Origin of the sequence: Gallibacterium melopsittaci (genome assembly GCF_042433085.1) — a bacterium.
GTDB lineage: Bacteria > Pseudomonadota > Gammaproteobacteria > Enterobacterales > Pasteurellaceae > Gallibacterium > Gallibacterium melopsittaci.
Genome location: NZ_JBHLWA010000014.1, coordinates 31,378 through 50,164, shown reverse-complemented (window position 1 = coordinate 50,164; position 18,787 = coordinate 31,378). Strand labels below are relative to the sequence as shown.

At 35.2% G+C, this 18,787-nt stretch carries 18 protein-coding genes and 1 pseudogene; 12 read left to right on the top strand and 7 right to left on the bottom strand.

Features of this window, described 5'->3' with window-relative positions; all coding sequences use genetic code 11:
* Positions 1–41: 41 nt before the first annotated feature.
* From ACFFHT_RS03670 to glpE, 9 genes and pseudogenes are all read left to right on the top strand, one after another.
* Positions 42–377: pseudogene (locus ACFFHT_RS03670) on the top strand (ACT domain-containing protein); the annotation flags it as partial.
* A gap of 270 nt (positions 378–647) precedes the next feature.
* Complete coding sequence (locus tag ACFFHT_RS03665) at positions 648–1,619, top strand: sigma 54-interacting transcriptional regulator (protein WP_382373656.1); 972 nt, start codon at positions 648–650, stop codon at positions 1,617–1,619.
* Between the two features lie 108 nt (positions 1,620–1,727).
* Positions 1,728–2,366, top strand: coding sequence for a stringent starvation protein SspA (sspA, locus tag ACFFHT_RS03660; protein ID WP_382373571.1), 639 nt, complete (start codon positions 1,728–1,730; stop codon positions 2,364–2,366).
* Positions 2,367–2,381: 15 nt separating this feature from the next.
* On the top strand, positions 2,382–2,861 hold the full coding sequence (locus ACFFHT_RS03655) for a ClpXP protease specificity-enhancing factor (protein WP_382373655.1): 480 nt from the start codon (positions 2,382–2,384) through the stop codon (positions 2,859–2,861).
* Positions 2,862–2,992: 131 nt separating this feature from the next.
* Positions 2,993–3,517 carry a prepilin-type cleavage/methylation domain-containing protein gene (locus tag ACFFHT_RS03650; RefSeq protein WP_382373569.1) on the top strand — a complete coding sequence of 175 codons (525 nt, stop codon included), beginning with the start codon at positions 2,993–2,995 and terminating at the stop codon, positions 3,515–3,517.
* Positions 3,507–4,217, top strand: a complete 711-nt coding sequence (locus tag ACFFHT_RS03645) for a Type II secretory pathway, component PulJ (protein WP_382373567.1) — start codon at positions 3,507–3,509, stop codon at positions 4,215–4,217. Before ACFFHT_RS03650 ends, ACFFHT_RS03645 begins: the two co-directional genes overlap by 11 nt.
* Positions 4,214–4,867 carry a DUF2572 family protein gene (locus tag ACFFHT_RS03640; RefSeq protein ID WP_382373565.1) on the top strand — a complete coding sequence of 218 codons (654 nt, stop codon included), beginning with the start codon at positions 4,214–4,216 and terminating at the stop codon, positions 4,865–4,867. Before ACFFHT_RS03645 ends, ACFFHT_RS03640 begins: the two co-directional genes overlap by 4 nt.
* Positions 4,857–5,153, top strand: coding sequence for a DUF5374 domain-containing protein (locus tag ACFFHT_RS03635; protein WP_382373563.1), 297 nt, complete (start codon positions 4,857–4,859; stop codon positions 5,151–5,153). The genes ACFFHT_RS03640 and ACFFHT_RS03635 overlap by 11 nt, the downstream gene beginning before the upstream one ends.
* A gap of 140 nt (positions 5,154–5,293) precedes the next feature.
* Complete coding sequence (gene glpE, locus ACFFHT_RS03630) at positions 5,294–5,626, top strand: thiosulfate sulfurtransferase GlpE (protein ID WP_382373561.1); 333 nt, start codon at positions 5,294–5,296, stop codon at positions 5,624–5,626.
* Positions 5,627–5,660: 34 nt separating this feature from the next.
* Here the strand turns inward: glpE and ppx are convergent, their stop codons facing one another.
* The 5 genes from ppx to envC all read right to left on the bottom strand — a co-directional run bounded on the left by ppx (position 5,661) and on the right by envC (position 15,014).
* Complete coding sequence (gene ppx, locus ACFFHT_RS03625) at positions 5,661–7,145, bottom strand: exopolyphosphatase (RefSeq protein WP_382373559.1); 1,485 nt, start codon at positions 7,143–7,145, stop codon at positions 5,661–5,663.
* A gap of 18 nt (positions 7,146–7,163) precedes the next feature.
* On the bottom strand, positions 7,164–11,114 hold the full coding sequence (tamB, locus tag ACFFHT_RS03620) for an autotransporter assembly complex protein TamB (protein ID WP_382373557.1): 3,951 nt from the start codon (positions 11,112–11,114) through the stop codon (positions 7,164–7,166).
* Positions 11,111–12,850, bottom strand: a complete 1,740-nt coding sequence (gene tamA, locus ACFFHT_RS03615) for an autotransporter assembly complex protein TamA (protein ID WP_382373555.1) — start codon at positions 12,848–12,850, stop codon at positions 11,111–11,113. The genes tamB and tamA overlap by 4 nt, the downstream gene beginning before the upstream one ends.
* Positions 12,851–12,946: 96 nt before the next feature.
* A complete protein-coding gene (locus ACFFHT_RS03610) occupies positions 12,947–13,771 on the bottom strand; it encodes a divergent polysaccharide deacetylase family protein (RefSeq protein ID WP_382373552.1) in 825 nt (274 codons plus the stop codon).
* A 13-nt stretch (positions 13,772–13,784) separates the two neighbouring features.
* Positions 13,785–15,014: a murein hydrolase activator EnvC gene (gene envC, locus ACFFHT_RS03605; RefSeq protein WP_382373550.1), complete on the bottom strand. Its 1,230-nt coding sequence runs from the start codon at positions 15,012–15,014 to the stop codon at positions 13,785–13,787.
* A 169-nt stretch (positions 15,015–15,183) separates the two neighbouring features.
* Here envC and ACFFHT_RS03600 point away from each other — a divergent pair, with 169 nt between their 5' ends.
* The 3 genes from ACFFHT_RS03600 (at position 15,184) to secB (ending at position 17,082) form a co-directional block, all read left to right on the top strand.
* Positions 15,184–15,867, top strand: a complete 684-nt coding sequence (locus tag ACFFHT_RS03600; protein WP_065237373.1) for a 2,3-diphosphoglycerate-dependent phosphoglycerate mutase — start codon at positions 15,184–15,186, stop codon at positions 15,865–15,867.
* Positions 15,868–16,099: 232 nt separating this feature from the next.
* Entirely contained in the window at positions 16,100–16,531 is a 432-nt protein-coding gene (locus ACFFHT_RS03595) for a rhodanese-like domain-containing protein (RefSeq protein ID WP_382373548.1), read from the top strand.
* 23 nt (positions 16,532–16,554) lie between these two features.
* On the top strand, positions 16,555–17,082 hold the full coding sequence (secB, locus tag ACFFHT_RS03590) for a protein-export chaperone SecB (RefSeq protein ID WP_382373546.1): 528 nt from the start codon (positions 16,555–16,557) through the stop codon (positions 17,080–17,082).
* Positions 17,083–17,143: 61 nt separating this feature from the next.
* Here the strand turns inward: secB and ACFFHT_RS03585 are convergent, their stop codons facing one another.
* Positions 17,144–18,088: a site-specific integrase gene (locus ACFFHT_RS03585; RefSeq protein WP_382373544.1), complete on the bottom strand. Its 945-nt coding sequence runs from the start codon at positions 18,086–18,088 to the stop codon at positions 17,144–17,146.
* An 87-nt stretch (positions 18,089–18,175) separates the two neighbouring features.
* Positions 18,176–18,787 (bottom strand): restriction endonuclease subunit S (locus ACFFHT_RS03580; RefSeq protein WP_382373542.1); only part of this gene is annotated, 612 nt, incomplete at its 5' end.

The following is an 18,787-nucleotide window of genomic DNA, read 5'->3' as shown; positions in this document are numbered from 1 at the left end:
CAAGTCAGAGATGTTGAATTATATTTAAGGAGATACTGGCTATGCGTTTTGCAATAGATTGTGTGGATCGGATTGGTGTCGCAAAAGAGGTATTAGATTTATTAGCAACAGAACAAATAAATCTAGAAGGAATAGAGTTAAAGAAAATTAAACAAAATGGCGTAATTTATTTGAAAATTGAGGATATAGCTCATTTTCAAACAGAATATTTAATTGATAAATTACGAGATATTGATGGTGTAAGTAATGTTTCTCTGCTGGATTTCCTTCCTTATGAACGTAAAGCAATAGAATTAAACTCTCTTTTTGAAGCATTACCGCATCCTATTTTGTCGATTGATTTTAATGGCAAAATAGAATTTGCTAATCAACCAGCTTGTAAATTATTGTTGCCATACTTACAAGAAAATAAACCTAAAGCGAAGAGTTTGCAGGATTATTTATTAGTTGATGTTTTACCGATATTGCAACAAGCGAGTTGGTATCAAACGTTTTTACAACAATCACAGCAACGTCACCTCTCAACAGCATTTTCACACAATCTTGAATTAGATGAGCAACCATGGCGACTTGATTTATTACCATTGACCTTTCAAGACTCGGTGCAAACATTGATCGGTAGTGTCGTGACATTACAATCTTTTGAAATGTTACGAATTGATCCACAAAAATTTAATGCTTACCACAGTAATACCTTTAGTGAAGTAGTTGCTAAAAGTAAAAAAATGGCAGAAGTAGTAGAACTTGCGAAAAAATTTGCGTTTTCTGATGCCCCATTATTAATTCAAGGTGAAACAGGAACGGGGAAAGAGTTTATTGCTAAGGCTTGCCACTATTTAAGCCAACGTCGTGAACAAAAATTTATTGCGGTAAATTGTGCAGGGTTACCGCCAGAAGATACTGAAGCAGAAATGTTTGGCTATCATACAAATGAGCGTAAAAGTATTGGTTTTTTTGAATATGCAAATCAAGGAACGGTGTTATTAGATAATATTGCTGAATTATCTTTGCCAATGCAGGCAAAATTATTGCGATTTTTAAATGACGGAACATTCCGCCGTGTTGGTGAAGAACAGGAGCATTATGTTAATGTGCGAGTTATTTGTACCACACAAGAACCGTTATCCACCTATGTTGAGCAAGGCAAATTACGTGAAGATTTATATCATCGTTTAAATGTACTTGCGTTAACAATTCCTCCATTGCGTGAACGACAAGAAGATATTCCAGGGTTAGTTGCACAATTTGTGCAACAAATCGCAATTCAACTTATGATTCCGCAACCACATTATGGTGAGGACTTTATTGCCTTTTTGCAAAAATATGCTTGGGGTGGAAATGTGCGTGAATTGTATAACGCCCTTTATCGTGCTTGTTCATTAGCTGAGAATGGGCAGCTTTCGATCGCAGATTTACATTTACAAGATCGTTTTATTAGTAATTTTAGTTTGGATCAATTTGAGGGAGCAACTTTAGATGAGATACTAAAACATTTTGAATCGGCAATTTTACAGAAGTTTTATGCACAGTATCCAAGTACACGAAAATTAGCCCAACATTTGGGTATTTCACATACAGCGATTGCAAATAAATTGCGTCAATATGGAATTACTAAGTAGGCTAAATTAGCTATAACAGTATGATGACAAAATATGCTAGAATAGACGGTCAAATTTTTTGATTTTTTCTGGGTAACAGCTTTTAACCCATAACTAGCGGAGGAATAAATGACGGTAGCAGCGAATAGACGTTCAATCATGACCCTTTTTTCAGATAAAAATGATATTTACAGCCATCAAGTTAAAATTGTCTTAGCCGAAAAAGGCGTAGCTTACGAAACCGAAAATATCGAACCAGGTGAAATTTCAGAAGATTTATTAGAACTCAATCCTACTGGTAGTTTACCAACATTGGTTGATCGTGAATTAGTCCTCTTTAATTCACGTATTATTATGGAATATCTTGATGAACGTTTCCCTCATCCACCATTGATGCCTGTTTATCCAGTCGCAAGAGCACAATGCCGTTTATTAATGCAACGTATTGAAAATGACTGGTATCCGCTTTTTGCTAAAGCAAAAGATGAAAATCATCCTGAAGTGGCGACAGCACGCAAACAATTAAAAGAAGAACTCTTAGCTGTTGCACCAGTGTTTTCTCAATTCAATTATTTTATGAGCGATGAATTTAGTTTGGTCGATTGCTATTTAGCACCTTTATTTTGGCAGATTCAATTATTAGGTATTGAGTTTACTGGAGCAGGTAGTAAAGCGATTAAAGGTTATATGAACCGAGTCTTTTCACGGGATAGTTTTGCAAAATCGCTTGGTAATAGTGCCGCATTAAATATTATGGATGATAAATAAGGATTTGTTATGGCAATGACAACACCGACACCAAAACGCCCATATCTGTTACGTGCTTATTTTGATTGGCTAGTGGATAATGATTTAACACCTTATCTAGTAGTCGATGCAAATTATCCTCATGTAGAAGTACCTGTTGAGTACGTGCGAGATGGGCAAATTGTGTTGAATTTGTCACCAAATGCAGTTGGAAATCTATCATTAGGTAATGAAGAAATTCGTTTTAGTGCGAGGTTTCAAGGTGTAATTCGTCATATTGTTATTCCATTGGGAGCAGCATTGGCTATTTATGCTCGAGAAAATGGTGATGGTGTGATGTTTGAACCTGAAGAGGCTTATGATGTTGAAGAATTAGATACAGAACAACCATTTGGCTTTCAGGAAATTGTCGATATTCCAACAAACTCATCTAGTAAAAACAATAAAAAAGAGAATAAAAAGGCAGAGAAAACTACAACAGAGAAAAAAACATCTCATCTGCGTATTCTTGATTAATCCTCCCTTATGCCGCATTTAATTGCGGCATTTTTTTCTTTCTCGATCTTGCTCACAATTTTCTAAGAAGGTAAGCAAAGTTTCTGCATGATTAATCTACCTTATAACGTACAAATAAAAGGGGGATGATAATGCAGAAGTATTATGCTGGGATCACATTAATTGAAGTTTTAACAGTATTATTGATTATGACGTTAGTTATGTTTGGGATGATGCCAACATGGCAACAATTTAATACGCAAATTAGACTTTATATTGAACAGTGGCGTTTACAACAATACTTATTACAAGTACAACAACGGGCTAATCATACAATGACGAATTGGAAATTACGTGCGAGTATTTCTGCGGATCGACAACGTTGGTGTTTAATTGCTCAAGAAGGTGAATCTTTGTGTGATTGTTTGTCTTTAGCAAATTGTAGTGAGACAGCTAAATTAGTCTATTATCCATATACCAAGAATATTAATTTCATTACAAAAGAATATTATCCACAGCTAATCACTTCTTTTGATAATACTCGGCATACTATGCGTAATGCTTGTTTTTTATTACAGTCAGGTTCACAACGAGTATTATTCAAATATAGTGGGGTTGGTGGAGTAAAAATAACGAATAATGATTCAACAAGTGCTTGTTTAAATTATGCGTTATAACCAACGTTTTTTTCTGACAGGAACAACATTACCTGAATTATTAATAGCGATTACGGTAGCCAGTTTTTTGCTTATTATGTTAAGTAATTGGTGCATATCAGTTTATCATTACAATGTACAACAACAGCAACGACTCCAATTACAACAAGATGTACATCAGGCATTACAATTAATGACTAAAGATATTCGACGTAGTGGATACCATTATCCCATTAAAAATAATAACTTAGCATTATTTCGTTATCAAAATCGTAGTATCAATTTAGTGTTACCTAAACAAGATTATTATCAATGTGCTCTATTTTTTTATGATTTAAATAAAGATGGTTGTATTGGTAACCGCCAAGGCAATAACGCTTGTATGCAGGGAAATCAGAATAAGAGTACAGCAATTCAAAAAGAACTGTTTGGTTATCGTTTGATGTCAGGGAATTTAGAAGTGTTGTTTATGTTTTCTGGTTCGATGAATGACAACTGTTCAATCGTTAGTTGCCAACAACATTTGCATAATCCAACTTGTAATGGCAAAGGGTGGATGAAATATTTTGATCAACATTATTATGTAGAAGATGTGGCTTTTCGTTGGTTACCTGAAAATCGTGGGATTCGTGCGGATTTAACGGTTAGTTTGCGTGATCGTCCTAACATACGCTATCAGGCACAATCATTTATTCCATTAATCAATGAGAGCTATGAATGAAATCTTATCAGCGAGGTTATATTAATTTATTAGCGATTTTGGTGTTAAGTAGTTTAAGTTTATTGCTGCTATGGTTAATGCAGGATAGCCAGTTGTCTTATCAACGTAATCTATCATTGCGTAAACATTATTTAATGGCACAAGGAGAACTATTTAAGCAATATCAACAAAATCGCTCCTCTTTGTGTCAACCAGAAATGGGAAGTAGGGCATTTAGTGAGATATTGGTTTCTCGTAATGTATATGTTCCATTACAACATTCACTAGATTGTGTGAAAGAATCGCTTTTCTTGAATCCACTTACTGCCGCACAAAATGCACCACGTAGTCGATATTTAAATCCAGATTATGCTTTTGTTGCTCATCAGGCTTATGCTGAACCCGTATATAACACCGCAAACCAACCGTTACTTTGGTTAATTGATCAGGATACAGAGTGGCAATTAAACGGCAATCTTTATGGTGTAGTGATTAGTAATGCTAAGTTAACAGTGCAGGGTAAAGGACAGATTATTGGTGCGGTAATTAGTGATCAACCTATTACCATAGCATCTACGATAAAGATACGTTTTAACCAAGCAGTAATACAAAAGATAGAACAGCAATTTTCACGTTGGCAGATAGCTGAAGGTGGTTGGCATGATTTCTAGGTTTATATATGGGCATAGCTTAATGAGCATCTTAGTTGCATTAGGATTGTTATCATTACTACTTCTGTTTGGACAAAGATGGTTGAACCAACAACAGTATCAAATGGCAAAATTATGGCAATATGCTCAAGCATTACAAATTGCAGAGAATCAACAGAGTTTACGTTTTATACAACAGCCTTGTCAGTATCAAGTTGAACAAAATGGAATAATGTTTAGGATTCGTTGTGAAGCAGAACAAATTACGGTGGAATATCCATTGGGGAACATTACGATTCAAGATTAATTTTTGAAGGTGAATACTTGGTTGGGGATGATAGCTATTATGTTCCCTACTAATGTCTGTTTGAGAGAAGAAGAATTAACTTTAGCTCTATCTTCAAATCAGTATAATGAACAGCCGAATTTGTTTAAGAGGGAAATTTAATGGCAGAAACTTTTGAAGAAATTGACGCAGTCGCAGCATGGCAATTAATCCAACAAGAACAAGCTGCTTTGGTTGATGTACGAGATATCCAACGTTTTACCTATAGTCATCCACAGAATGCTTTTCATTTAACTAATCAAAGTTATGGTCTGTTTTGTGATCGTTATGACTTTGAGCAACCAATCCTTGTAATTTGTTATCACGGCAATAGTAGTCGTAATGTTGCACAGTTTTTAGTGGAACAAGGATTTGAACGTGTATATAGCATCCGAGGTGGTTTTGATGCTTGGGTGAAAGCTGAATTACCTGTTGAATCAGGACTGATGGAATAAGAGATAATGTACATAGTACATTATCCCTTATCTTTTAACGATAGATTAAATTAACCCCTAAGGACGTTAAAAATTTCTGTTCTTGTTGTAATTCAGTTTGTAGTAATGGATTTCGAGATAAATAATCACTAGGAAAGATTAGCTGCCATTGCTGTACTGAAGGGCTAATGAGTTGAATATCGGTTAGTTCTGTGGCTTGCCGAGTTTTATTAAAAATTACTGCAAAGCGTAATAGTAAAATTAAGGCAAGTACGTCTTCATTAATATAACGATAACAATCAGGGATATCGGCCATACGAAAGCTGCCTGTATGAAAACGGGCGAGAATGGCTAATAAACGTTGTTGTTCACTATCAAATCCTGGAAGTTCAGTATTCTGTAAAATATAAGCAGAATGTTTTTGAACATTACGATGATTAATCACAATACCAACTTCATGTGTGAGTGCTGCATAAAATAGAATTTGAGTTAACTCATAGGCAAATTTCTCTTCTTGCCAAGCGGTAAACTGTTTCGCAAGCATTTGTGCAACGTGCGAAACTCGTGCAGCTTGTTCACGATCAAGGTTAAACTGTTGCGTTAGGCTATTTACTGTACGTTCACGAATATTACTAACACGAAATTTATCTTCAAAGTTATACATTACGCCTTCACGTACTGCACCATCTGAATAACGCATAGCTTTGATTTGAAATGTTTCAAATAAGGCAACTAAGATGGCTAATCCAGGAACAAAAACATCAATGCGATTATGATGTAAACCAGGTAATTGAATTTTGGTAAAATGTTCGGCTTTCAGGGTTTTCTCAACGAGTTCATTTAAGCGAGGAAGAGTAATTAGACCATCTTTATAATGTAGTGCAAGAAGGACTTCACTGACAGTTTTAATAGTGCCAGATGAACCTAACGTTGCATCCCAACCTAACTGACGATATTCCCACGCAAGATCTTCAATTTTTTCTAAAGCACACTGTTTAGCTTGTTGAAAACGCTCTACACTGAGTTTGCCATCAGTAAAAAAACGTTTGGCAAAACTCACACATCCCATATGTCGGCTTTCTGCAATCAAAGGAGTGAAATCATCGCCAATGATCATTTCTGTTGAACCGCCACCAATATCAATAACTAATTTTCTACCTTTTTCTGGTTGGGTGTGTGAAACACCAGCATAAATTAATTTAGCTTCTTGTTGTCCAGAAATGATATTAATTTTATAAGGAAAAACGCGAGCGGCTTGGCGAAGAAATTCATCGCTATTTACGGCACGGCGTAAAGTATAAGTACCGATAACTTGAACATTTTCCGCAGGAAATCCTTGTAAACGTTCAGAGAATAAGGCAAGACATGCCACACCACGATCAATCGCTGTTTGGCTCAAAATTTGGTCTTTATCTAACCCTTCAGCTAATTGGACTTTTTGTTTAAGTCTAGAAAGAATTTGGATTGATCCATTGACAATGCGAGCAACAATCATATGGAAACTGTTTGATCCGAGGTCTACGACAGCGATTTCTTTCATAATAATTTACCTGTGTACTTAGTGTTCAAATTGATATAGAAGATCAACAGCTTGTGATGTTCCAGATACTGATTGTAAATATAATTTTGGTAATAAGCGATAACGTAATGTTAATTCTGCTAATGGTTCGAACAATCCTACACCATATTTCACCTGTAAGCGTGGTGTTAAATAACCACTTACAACAACTTGTGATTGGTCTCCTAAACCTTGGGTCTCAAGATTTAAACTTTTTATCCCAAAGGTTTCACCAATTTGGCCTACCATTTTCCCAGTTTTAGAGAGACTCATACTAATTAAAGCAGCACCTAAAGAAGCACCAGAACCAGAATTCTCCGAGGATAATGCTCGACCGGTTAGGAGATAAGATAAAGCATTATCTTGTGACATTGATGGTTCAGAGAATACTTGAATGGTTGGTGATTCAGCTAAACCAGAAACACGAATGCCTGCTGTTACTGTATTAGTTTCCATCGCATTTGGATTCCGAATAGCTTCAATATTTAAGGTTGGTTGTGATGGCAAACCAGAAAAAATAATTTCACCTTTACGGATTAATAAATCTTGTCCAAATGAGGCATATCGACCATTTAATAAATGAATTTGTCCAAATAGACCAAGTTGATTATCTTGCTGACGGACATTTAACACACCTTCTAACTGACTTTTTAAACCGTAAGCACTCACTCTCACTCGTTGTCCGAGATTAATCATAATATCAGTTGATAAGACAGTTCCTGTTTTTTCACTGAATTTATCTAGTTTCTGTTTAGTAGAGAGTTTTGGTTTTTGTTCTAAAATAACTTCATCAGAACTCACACCAATCGCACTTTCTGGTAATTGTTCAATTTCAATATTGGCAAACGGAACATCTACTTTCCCTTCAATATTGAGATGATTTGGTTGAGCGTGTAAATGAATATCTGGCACAATCGTGAGTTTTGCTAAATCAGGAATGGTCAATGAGAATTTATCTGAGGTGGCGGATAGGTTTGCGTACCAATTATTTAATACTCGCCAATCACTATCTCCTTTTAAGCGCAGTGTTCCATCTTGCGTCACAATTTCACCATTTAATGTGGAACGATTGCCATTAAAAACTAAATTAGCAAAACCATCTGTAATATTAAATGGCAACGCTGGCATTGAACTGGTTAATTGAGTTAATGACAACTTACCATGTAATTGCGGTGTTGTGAGATTCCCTGAAAGGGAGAGATTGGCGTTAAGATTGCCATCTACATTATCTCCAGGATTAAGTAGTTGCTTGATTAATGATAGTTTTAAATTCTCTGCTTGTAGAGTGCCACCAAGTGTTGGTGTGCCTACAATATCATTTAATGTCAAATTGCTATTGAGAGAACCATTATCACGAATAGTAATTTCACTCTTAGCAGTTAATTTATTGTCTTTAATTTTGCTTTCTAAAGACAGTTTATTTAACTCTAAATTAAATTGATGATAGTCGATTTTTTGTGTGAATAAAAAATGTGAACTCTCTAAATTTAGGGTTAAATCAAATGGTTTATCTTGATACCAGTTGACCTCTCCATCTAAATTAAATTGTGAATTTAGCTTAGTGTTATCAGTTAGAAATTGTTTTAGAAAATCGAGATTTGCTTTTTCTAATTTAAATGGAATATGCCCGTTATGACCAACGACAAGTTGTTGCGGGAAGCAAAGTGGCAAGCTAGTATGTTGCCAACAATGTGCAGAAATTTTTGCTTGTTGATCAATATTTTGATAATCAATTTTAATCACTTTATTGGCATTAAATTTTCCAATTAAAGTATCTAATTGAGTATTGTCTAACTCTCCTGACCAGATTTGGTTGGTACGATCAAAATGTCCTGTTAAATTAAAATTAAGGGCTGCTGGTTTTCCTTGTGAACGAAGTGATAAGGAATGTTGTTTTTCATCGCCTTTGGCTATGAGGTCTAGTTGAGCAATTTGTACATTTTCGCCATATTTAAGTTGATTTAAAGCTAAGTTGAGATGTCCTCGTATATTTTGCTGATCACTTTGTACTTTGCCATTTAACACGAGTTTTTGTAGGAGTAAGTCAGCAAGTTTGAGATGAGGAATAGTTAAATCAAGATCTAACTCTGGTTGCTGAATATCACCAGTAATTTGTGCTGTACCTTTAGCAGAGATATCTAAACCTTTATAAAGTCCAGCAAGGTTTGGTGCATCAACAGTTAAATTGAATAAAGATTCTTTACCGAGCTTGCCATAGAAAGCCAGATGATTGTCACCATAGTGAAAATCAAATAGTTGGCTGGTTAATAGTGTTGTGTTATTGAGCACAAGATCGCCTTTAATAGTAATAGGTTTATTATCAGCACTTCCATTCAGATCAATGAGTGGAATATCCACTTGCCAACCTTCTGCATTGACTGCTCCTGAGGAGGCTAGTTTACCTGATAATGTAGCTAACCAATCAACACTATGAAAATAACGGTAAACATTTAAATGTTGTAAATTAAGCCGACTGTCCCATGTTACTCCATTACGCCAAGAAACATTACCTTGTAAATCAACATTGCCATTTAGACCAGCTAATGCTGCTTGTTGAATGATAAAGTGGTCAATAGATCCTACGCCTTTTAAATCAAGATCTACTGTTGGTGAATGCATACCTTCAACATTCCCTTGTAAGTTTGCTTGATAATCTAATAAATTTCCTGTGATAGCTAAGTTAGTTTTCACTAAACGGATTTGATCTGTCGCTGGATTAGCTTCTTTTGCTAAATAGAGCGGATATTTTGCTTGCTGGATCGCTAAATTTAGCATTAATGGTAATTTTGGTTCAGCAAGTGCAACTTGAGCAGTTAATTTAGCATCAGCAAGACCTGTAATGGCTATGTCTGTTGTTAATTGTTGGTATAAATTACCTTGTGCTTTTAAGCTAAATTGGCTTTCTGGTAGCGTGATAGCTGCCTCTTTTTGTTGTGTGTTTTCGCGTTGTTGATGTAATTTTCCATTAAGGGTGAGTTGTAAAGGATAATGGTCAACTTGTTGTAATTCACCTTGAGCTGATAAATCTAATACATTACTGACTAACGTTAATTTATTAAGTGTAATGTTGGTTTGATCTGCGTTGGCCTGTAATGCCAAAGTTGGCATTTTAATTTCAGAAAGAATATCGCCTTTCGCAGAGCGTTTTTGATATAACCAATTTTTAGCTGTTAAATCATCAATACGTATCGTTAATGGCAATTTAAATGCAGAATCTGCGTTTAGTAATGGCTTTTGTAATTGTTGTTTTAGTGCATCCCAATCAGTTGGAGAGGTTGTATTCTGCTGTTTGAGTTCTGATTCGGTGGTTAATGGTAATTCACTAGTCGTATTTATCGTTTCTATTATCTGTAAACCATTAATAGCGGTTGGTAATAAATTAAATTGAAGATCTGTTGTAGCAAGTAAACCAGTTGAAAAATGTTCAAGCAGAATTTGTTGATTATCTAATTTAAGATCTAATTGATTGATATTAAGCTGTTTTAGATCGATATTTACTGGCATCATTAAACCAGAACTGCTGTTATCTTGTTGATCTTTTGCTGAGAATTGACTGGTATCAATGGCAATTTTAGGTTCAGTAATATCGAGTTGATTAATACAAATATTAGCTTGCCATAAGCAATTCGTATCTAGCTTCAATAAAAGGTGAGCAACCTTAACATCAACACCAGTAGTTCGATAACTGACATTATCAAGTTGTAAGCCTTGTTGTAAATCACCACTAATTTCTCCAATAGTTAAATCATTTAATTGTTGATCTACAAAGGTTAATAATTTTTGTTGGGCATTTTGATTATTTAATAGGGTAATAAGAGCAATAACAATAAATAAACATAAAACCAAAAGGCTAATGATTACCCATTTGAAAATTTGACGAACTTTGCTTCTTTTAGGTGTTGGCAAAGTGGTTGAGGTGTCAGTTGTTGTCGTTGATTGTTGTTGTTTCACAGTTCTGATCCTATTCCGATATAAAATTCAACATTTTTACTGTTATCTTTATCGTTAATTGGTGTGGCAATATCAAACTTTACTGCACCAATAGGTGAATTCCAGCGTACACCAATTCCTGCTCCTTTACGTAATTCACTGAATGAAAAACGATTGCCAGCAAAGCCAGTATCGTAAAAAATGGCACCCCACCATTTTGGGTGTACTTGGTATTGATATTCGATACTAGATGTAAACAAGCGATTTCCACCAACTAATTTATTATCCGCATCGCGAGGAGAGATTTTGTGATAACCATACCCACGAACACTACGATCACCCCCAGCGAAGAAGCGTAATGCAGGCGGAATTTTGCTGAAATCTTTGGTTGAAAGATAGCCAATTTCAGCACGGACTAAAAAACGATGATTTTCGTGATAAGTTCTAATCCAAGAAGTTGATGCAATCGCAGAATAGAAGTTAACATCTGATGCAAACAGCTTATTTCCCCAGTTGACGGTAATTTTTTGAGCATCACCCCAATAAGGAAAAAGACCTCCACGAATCCGAGTGCGGTTAAAACCTGCGGTTGGATAGATTAATAAGGTACGATTAGAAATCCCAGCTTGGGTAAAATTGTCGTATCTTGCTCTTACCCCGAATGAATTTTGCCAACCAGTTTCACGATTCCAATAACGAAGAATTGCTAAGGTTAAACCAGACGTTTCGGTATCGTTCTTGTTTTCCTCTTCATAACCAGTAGAAATCTCATAATAGTAATTCAGAGGATTTTTTAATAATGGCATTTTATATGTGGCTTCAATCGTTTTTTTCGGTGCAGAAATATAGAAGTTAGATGAAAAACTGTGTCCACGACTATTAATCCATGGCTTATTCCACCCAAACTGTAAACGAGGACCAATATCCGTACCGTAACCGATCCCGATTTCATAGCTGTTTTTCAATCTAGGTTGAACTAGAACCTCTAAATCTACTTGTTTGGTTTGTTTATTAACATTAGGTTGTACTAATACTGATTTAAACCAATTACTCGCAGAGAGATCGGTACTCAGTTCGGAAAGATCATTAATAAAATAAGGGTCACCTTTATGAATACTCAAAATATTGCGTAAATAAGCATCTTGAATTTGTGAGCCTTTAAAACTGATATCACCATAGTGATAACGTTTGCCACTATCAAATTCTAATTGCCAATAGGCTTCGTATGCAGAAGGAATAATGGCTAAACGATGAGTTAGAAATTGTGAATCAAAATAACCTTTTGCTAAGGCTGTTTTTTCTAATTGCGCTTTATAATCATCATAAATACTATGATCCAAGATACTGCCTGCTTTCGGTAATTGTTTTTTCAGTGCTAAAAAATTTTCATCTTGCGCAGCATCACCCATAATTTTTACTTGTGCTTCTGCAATTTTGACTGGTTTATCTAAGGTAACATTAGCAATTAAAAGATCTTTCTCTTTGTTAGGTTGAGGCACAAACTGGTAATCAATTTGACTATTATAATAACCGACAGCCCGCAAGGCTTCGTCAATCGCTTTGCTAGCTAAATAATGGTAACGATCTGAATCTTCTACTGGCGTATCTTTAAGTGTTGAAAGGTGAACGGTTACGTTATTATAGGCTTTCTTATTATCGATACCTTTCACTTGTAATTCGATAGTTCTATCAGCCATTGCATTGGTGAAAATGCACAGCCCAACAAGGGGAAGATAAAAGGATTTATTCCACTGCATTTTACTAATCCTTTGTAATGTCTAAATTATATATTTACGTTAATGCTTGCCAACGTTAACAATATCAGGTTGATTTTTCAAGGATCTAGATAAAATTTACTGCGGAATTCCGCGTAAATTTTCTTGAAATTGAAAGGGCGGTTTAGATGTTGGTGCAGGGAGATCACTAAACCATAAAATAAATGGTTGAATAAGTTCAGGGGAATGATGCCAAAGCTGACTAATTCTCGTTAATTGAATGTCGGGAGGTAGTTGTGCAAGTTGTTGTTTTAGTACAGCGACAGTATTTTTACGAGGATGTCCAATCACTATTGCAGTCCCATGTTTGCGTGCATAATGAATTGCACTTTGAAATTGCGCTAATACACTACTGTATTCATTGTTATCATCGAGGAAGATATTTCGTTCTAAAATATTGACCCCATACAGTTTGCCTATTTTACTGACAACACTGCTACCAATCGTTTTACTATCTAAGAAAGATAATCCTCGTTGAGCAAGTTGTTGCATTAATGCAGACATTAAAGCGGTATCAGAGGTTGCTGCACTACCCATATGATTATTCATTCCAATAGCATTCGGGACAATTTGCTGAGCCAGTTCAACTCGATGAGCTACTTGAGCAGTCGATAAACCTAACACTAGTCCATTTTCCTCTAGCTTAATATTACCTTTTGGCTGCATTGGCATATGAATTAATGTATCACGTCCTTGCTGTTGTGCTTGTTTGGCTCGGACTTTAGCATGAGGTGCAGACGGAATAATGGCAACATTGACGGCTAATGGTAAAGCGTAAATTTCATTGTCTTCATGGGTACGGTAACCAATATCATCAATCACAATGGCTAATTTAGCGGCATTAGCGATTGAGAGAAAAGATAATAACAAAAGTGTTATTAGGTAACGTATCCAATATTTCATAATTTTCCTAATCTTATTTTAGCCAACGGGCTGGATTGACAGGTGTTCCTTGACGACGAATTTCAAAGTAAAGTGCGGAATGGCGAGAATCTTCGCTTTGTCCTACTTGTGCAATGGTTTCACCAGCACGGACAACATCACCATTACTTACATTAAGTGAGCTGTTATAACCGTAAATACTCATATCACCTTTACCATGATCAATGACAATAACTAAACCATAACCTTGCAGGCGATTTGCTAAAATGACTTTCCCTGGCGCAATAGCACGCACGCTCGCACCTCGATTAGCTTGAATAACAATACCTTTCCAACGAATTTCGCCCATCTGAATCGAACCAAAACGATTGCTAATTTTTCCTGCTACTGGCATAGCATATTGACGTTTAGCAGATCCTAATCCATTGCCTCGGCCAACAAGTTGTTGTTCTTTTTCAGTTGGTTGATAGTCTTGATGTTTTTCTTCTGCTTGTTTTTGTTTCTGTTTTAAATTGGCTAATTCTTGTTGTTCTCTTTCTTTGGCTGCTCGTTCTGCAGCAAGAATTTCTTGGCGGAGTCTATTTTCATTCTCTTTTAAGCGAGCTAACTTATCCTGATTAACGGCAATACTTTGATTCAATTTACTTAATGTAGATTGATGTTCATTTTTTACTTGTTGTAATGAACGTTGTTGTTTTTGTTGTTCAGAGATTTGTTGCTGTTGTTGCTGTTGTTGTTCTTTAACTAACTGTTGTTGCTGTTTTAACTGCTGCTGTGTCTGTTTAAGCTCTTGAATCAGTTTAATTTTTTGCTGATTAAAATACTTATAGTAAGTATTCATTCGATCACTATTGCGGGCATCTTCTGAAAATACTTTTTCTAGATCATGTTGTTGTAAATTCTGACGATATGCCGAATCCAATAAGCGTTCTAATTGCTTTTTTTGTTCTTTTTCTTGTTGTTGTAACTGGCGGATTTGTTTTTGTGCAGCTTGAATATTTTTAGTCAAATTTTTTAATTCAGCTTGGCTCTGTTTTAATTGATCACTGATATGCTCAATCTTTTGTTCTTGTTGTTTTAATTGTGTCTGTAACTGGCTTTTTTCCTGTTGTTGTTGTGCCAGTTTTTGTTCTTGTTGTTTAATTTGTTGTTGAATATTTTGTAGATCGTTTGCTGCGTAAGTCGCAGTAGCAAAACTTACGAAAATAAGCGTATTTCGTAACAAAACAACAGGGTTATGCCAGATAAATCCAAAGTTAATCATAACGAATAAAACGATCTCGTAATAAAAATAGGACAAACAGCCATTATTTTAGAGTTTTTTTTGCTAAAGATCAGCAATTCCAACAAAAGCAGATGAGCTCTATTTTAAAAAGCATCATTTTTTGTTATAAATGGCGCAGTTTTTTGATCTAATTTTTAGGAGAGTAATTATGCAATTAGTATTTATTCGTCACGGATTAAGTGAATGGAACGCGTTAAACCTTTTCACTGGCTGGCGTGATGTCAACCTAAGTGAAAAAGGGGTAGAAGAAGCAAAAGCAGCAGGCCGTAAATTAAAAGAAGCTGGTTTTGAATTTGATATCGCTTTCACTTCTGTATTAACTCGTGCGATTAAAACTTGTAACCTTGTATTAGAAGAATCAAATCAATTATGGGTACCGCAAATTAAAACTTGGCGTTTAAATGAGCGTCACTATGGTGGCTTGCAAGGCTTAAATAAAAAAGAAGCAGCAGAACAACACGGTGATGAACAAGTTCATATTTGGCGTCGTTCATACGATGTATTACCACCAGCGTTAGCTAAAGATGATCCAAACTCTGCACATAACGATCGTCGTTATAAACATTTACCTGCAGATGTTGTACCAGATTGTGAAAACTTAAAAGTAACTTTAGATCGTGTATTGCCATTCTGGGAAGATCAAATTGCACCAGCACTTTTATCAGGTAAACGTGTATTAGTTGCTGCTCACGGTAACTCACTTCGTGCATTAGCAAAACACATTGAAGGCATTTCAGATGAAGGCATTATGGATCTTGAAATTCCAACTGGTCAACCATTAGTTTATGAACTAAGCGATGACCTTAAAGTAGTGAAAAAATACTACCTTTAATGCTTAATTGAAAAAGTAAGGCACTTTTCTGTTATTCCAGAAAGGTGCTTTCTTTTTATTGTAATTTTATTTCTCAAGCGACTTTTATGAGTGTAATCCTAATAATGAATAAAATGGGCTGAACGATATTAAGAAAAATAAAGGTTTCGATTGTTTAGTTCTAGTGAGAAAGGTTATACTTATCCGACTTTTGACTAGCATTTAAGAAGAGATTAAATAAATGGAAGAATTTATGCCAAAAGCTATCGCATTCGCTTCACAACATACTGTGATGGTCGTTGCGTGGGTAGTTGTATTTTTTGGAACAGTTTATGTATTTTTTAAAAGTATGCTTCCTGGTCCAAAAGAAATTGACCAAGCGACTTTAACTCAATTAATTAATAAACAAAATGGCATTATTATTGATTTACGCAGTACAGAAGAGTTTACTCGTGGTCATATTGCAGGCAGTCAAAATATTTTGCCAAATGATATTAAACAAAAAAATATTGGCAAAATCGCCAAACATACAGAATCACCAGTAGTGGTAGTGTGTCGTTCAGGTTTAACGGCGCGTACCTCAGCTGCACAACTTTATAAACAAGGATTTAAGCAAGTATTTACCTTAAAAGATGGGGTTGAAGGCTGGAAAGCAGCAAATCTCCCACTTGTTAAAGATCATTAAGACACTAAAGAAGGAAACTAACTATGGCAGATGAAAACAAACCAGTGGACGAACAACAACCAGCAACAGAAGAGCAACAAGCTCAACCAGTACTTCAAATCCAACGTATTTATGTGAAAGATATTTCGTTTGAAGCACCAAATTTACCACATTTATTCCAACAAGAATGGAAACCAGTTTTAAATTTTGATCTTGATACTGAAACAACGGCATTAGCAGATGGGCTTTATGAAGTCGTATTACACGTTTCAGTAGAAACAAAACTAGAAGAGAGTGATACTGTTGCATTTATTTGTGAAGTAAAACAAGCAGGTATTTTTGCAATTAGTGGTTTAGAAGAAGTGCAATTAGCACACGCCTTAACTTCACAATGCCCAAATATGTTATTCCCATATGTGCGTGAATTAGTGGCGAATTTAGTAAACCGCGGTACATTCCCAGCATTAAATCTTGCACCAGTTAATTTTGATGCACTCTTTATCGAATATTTACAACGTCAACAACAAGCAGAGCAAGCTGCACAAGAAGAAGCACCTGCGACAGTAAATTAATTTTGTCTATATTTAAAAAAGCGTGTAGTTATATTCATAGACTCACGCTTTTTTAATCTTATTAGGCTATGTTCAAGCTAGACAATGACCTCATTACCAAATCTACATCTTTATTTTCCAATTCTTGAATAATATGCAAATAAGTTTTTTGGGTGGTAGTAATGCTAGCATGCCCTAAACGTCGAGCTACACTTGCAATAGAGACACCAGCAAAAAGTAATAATGAAGCGTGTGTATGGCGCAAGCCATGAACTGTAATTGTTGGTAGATTCCCTTGTTTACAATGTCTTTCGATTAAATCATTAATTGTTGAATTATAGACTTTTTGCCCCTCACGTAAAAAAATAGGTTGATTTTCAGGTTTGTTTTTAATTAATTGAGAAAATTGAATAATGGTTTGCCAGTCTAACTGTATTTTCCGATTAGATGATCTATTTTTTGTTGGTAGAAAACCTCCTTCACCTTTATAATCCCAAGTCTTATTAATAGTGAGCGTTTGTCTTGCAAAATCAAAATCTCTTGGCGTAATTGCTAAGGCTTCTGAAAAGCGTAATCCTGTTTTGGCAATTAATAATATTAACCAATCAAAACTAATTTGTTCATATAGATCTAATTGATAGAGTAAGGTTTGTAATTCAAATTGACTTAAATATTTGGGCTTTTTTTCTCGAGGAGTTTTACCCTTAATAATCGCTTTACGAGTAGGATCTCGCTGAATTAATCCTTCATCTACAGCATCTAAAATTGCTCCTTTAATTTGATGATGGAAATCCATTGTGGTTTGTCTTTCATGACATAGAGCATAATCATTCAGTAGTTGTTGGTAACTGTTTCGTGATAAATCACATAATCTTAATTTTGGTGCAAGACGAAGTAACCAAGTATGTGTCATATGATATTTATTCATTGTAACAGACCGAATAGCGCCTTCTTTATAAATACCAATCCAGCGTTTGTAATAACGATGAAAAAGTTCATTTGAATCATTAAGATGAGAGTGTGGCATAAATACTCCTATAGTAAGTTTTAAATGAGATGTTTATTGATGTTTTAAATGTGATAACAAATCACATAAAACAAAATGAAATTATTTTTATTCATTAACTTTTTCAAGCTTATTAAAAATATAAATAAAAACATAAGGATATATATTAAACTTACGCTTATGAAGAGTAATGAGGGCGTCAAGCTGCCTGAAAAATTCGCCGATTTTTTGTTGTTCGGGGAGCTTTGGAATTTGTAATAAAATCTTCTTTAATTCACTTGCATTAAGTTTTGCTCTACCGCCTCCAACTAAATATGATGAAATATCCATTGAACGTAAGCAGAAAACTAAAAACAAATTATTAACACAACCATCTATCCCACTTATCACATGTGCATGATTATTAACCCAAATTTTTCCATTAACATATTGAACAGGATAGTTTCTTATATCATTGGCTCCATCTTCTGCTATCAATACAAATTCACCATTGTGAGTAAACCCATCTACATAATCTTGAATGCCATTAGCTCCATAATAGGGAGTATTTCCTTTATTTCTATCAGAGGCTGTAACAGGAATTCTTAAATTATTGAAGTTATTTACCATCTCCCCCAGCTTGCGCTGTTCCCAAGCGTCAGTAAATTCAGGGAAACGAAGCTCGGGAAAATCCTCCCCCTCTTTAGGGAACATTTTTTGTAAAAGCGCTTTTTTCAGACT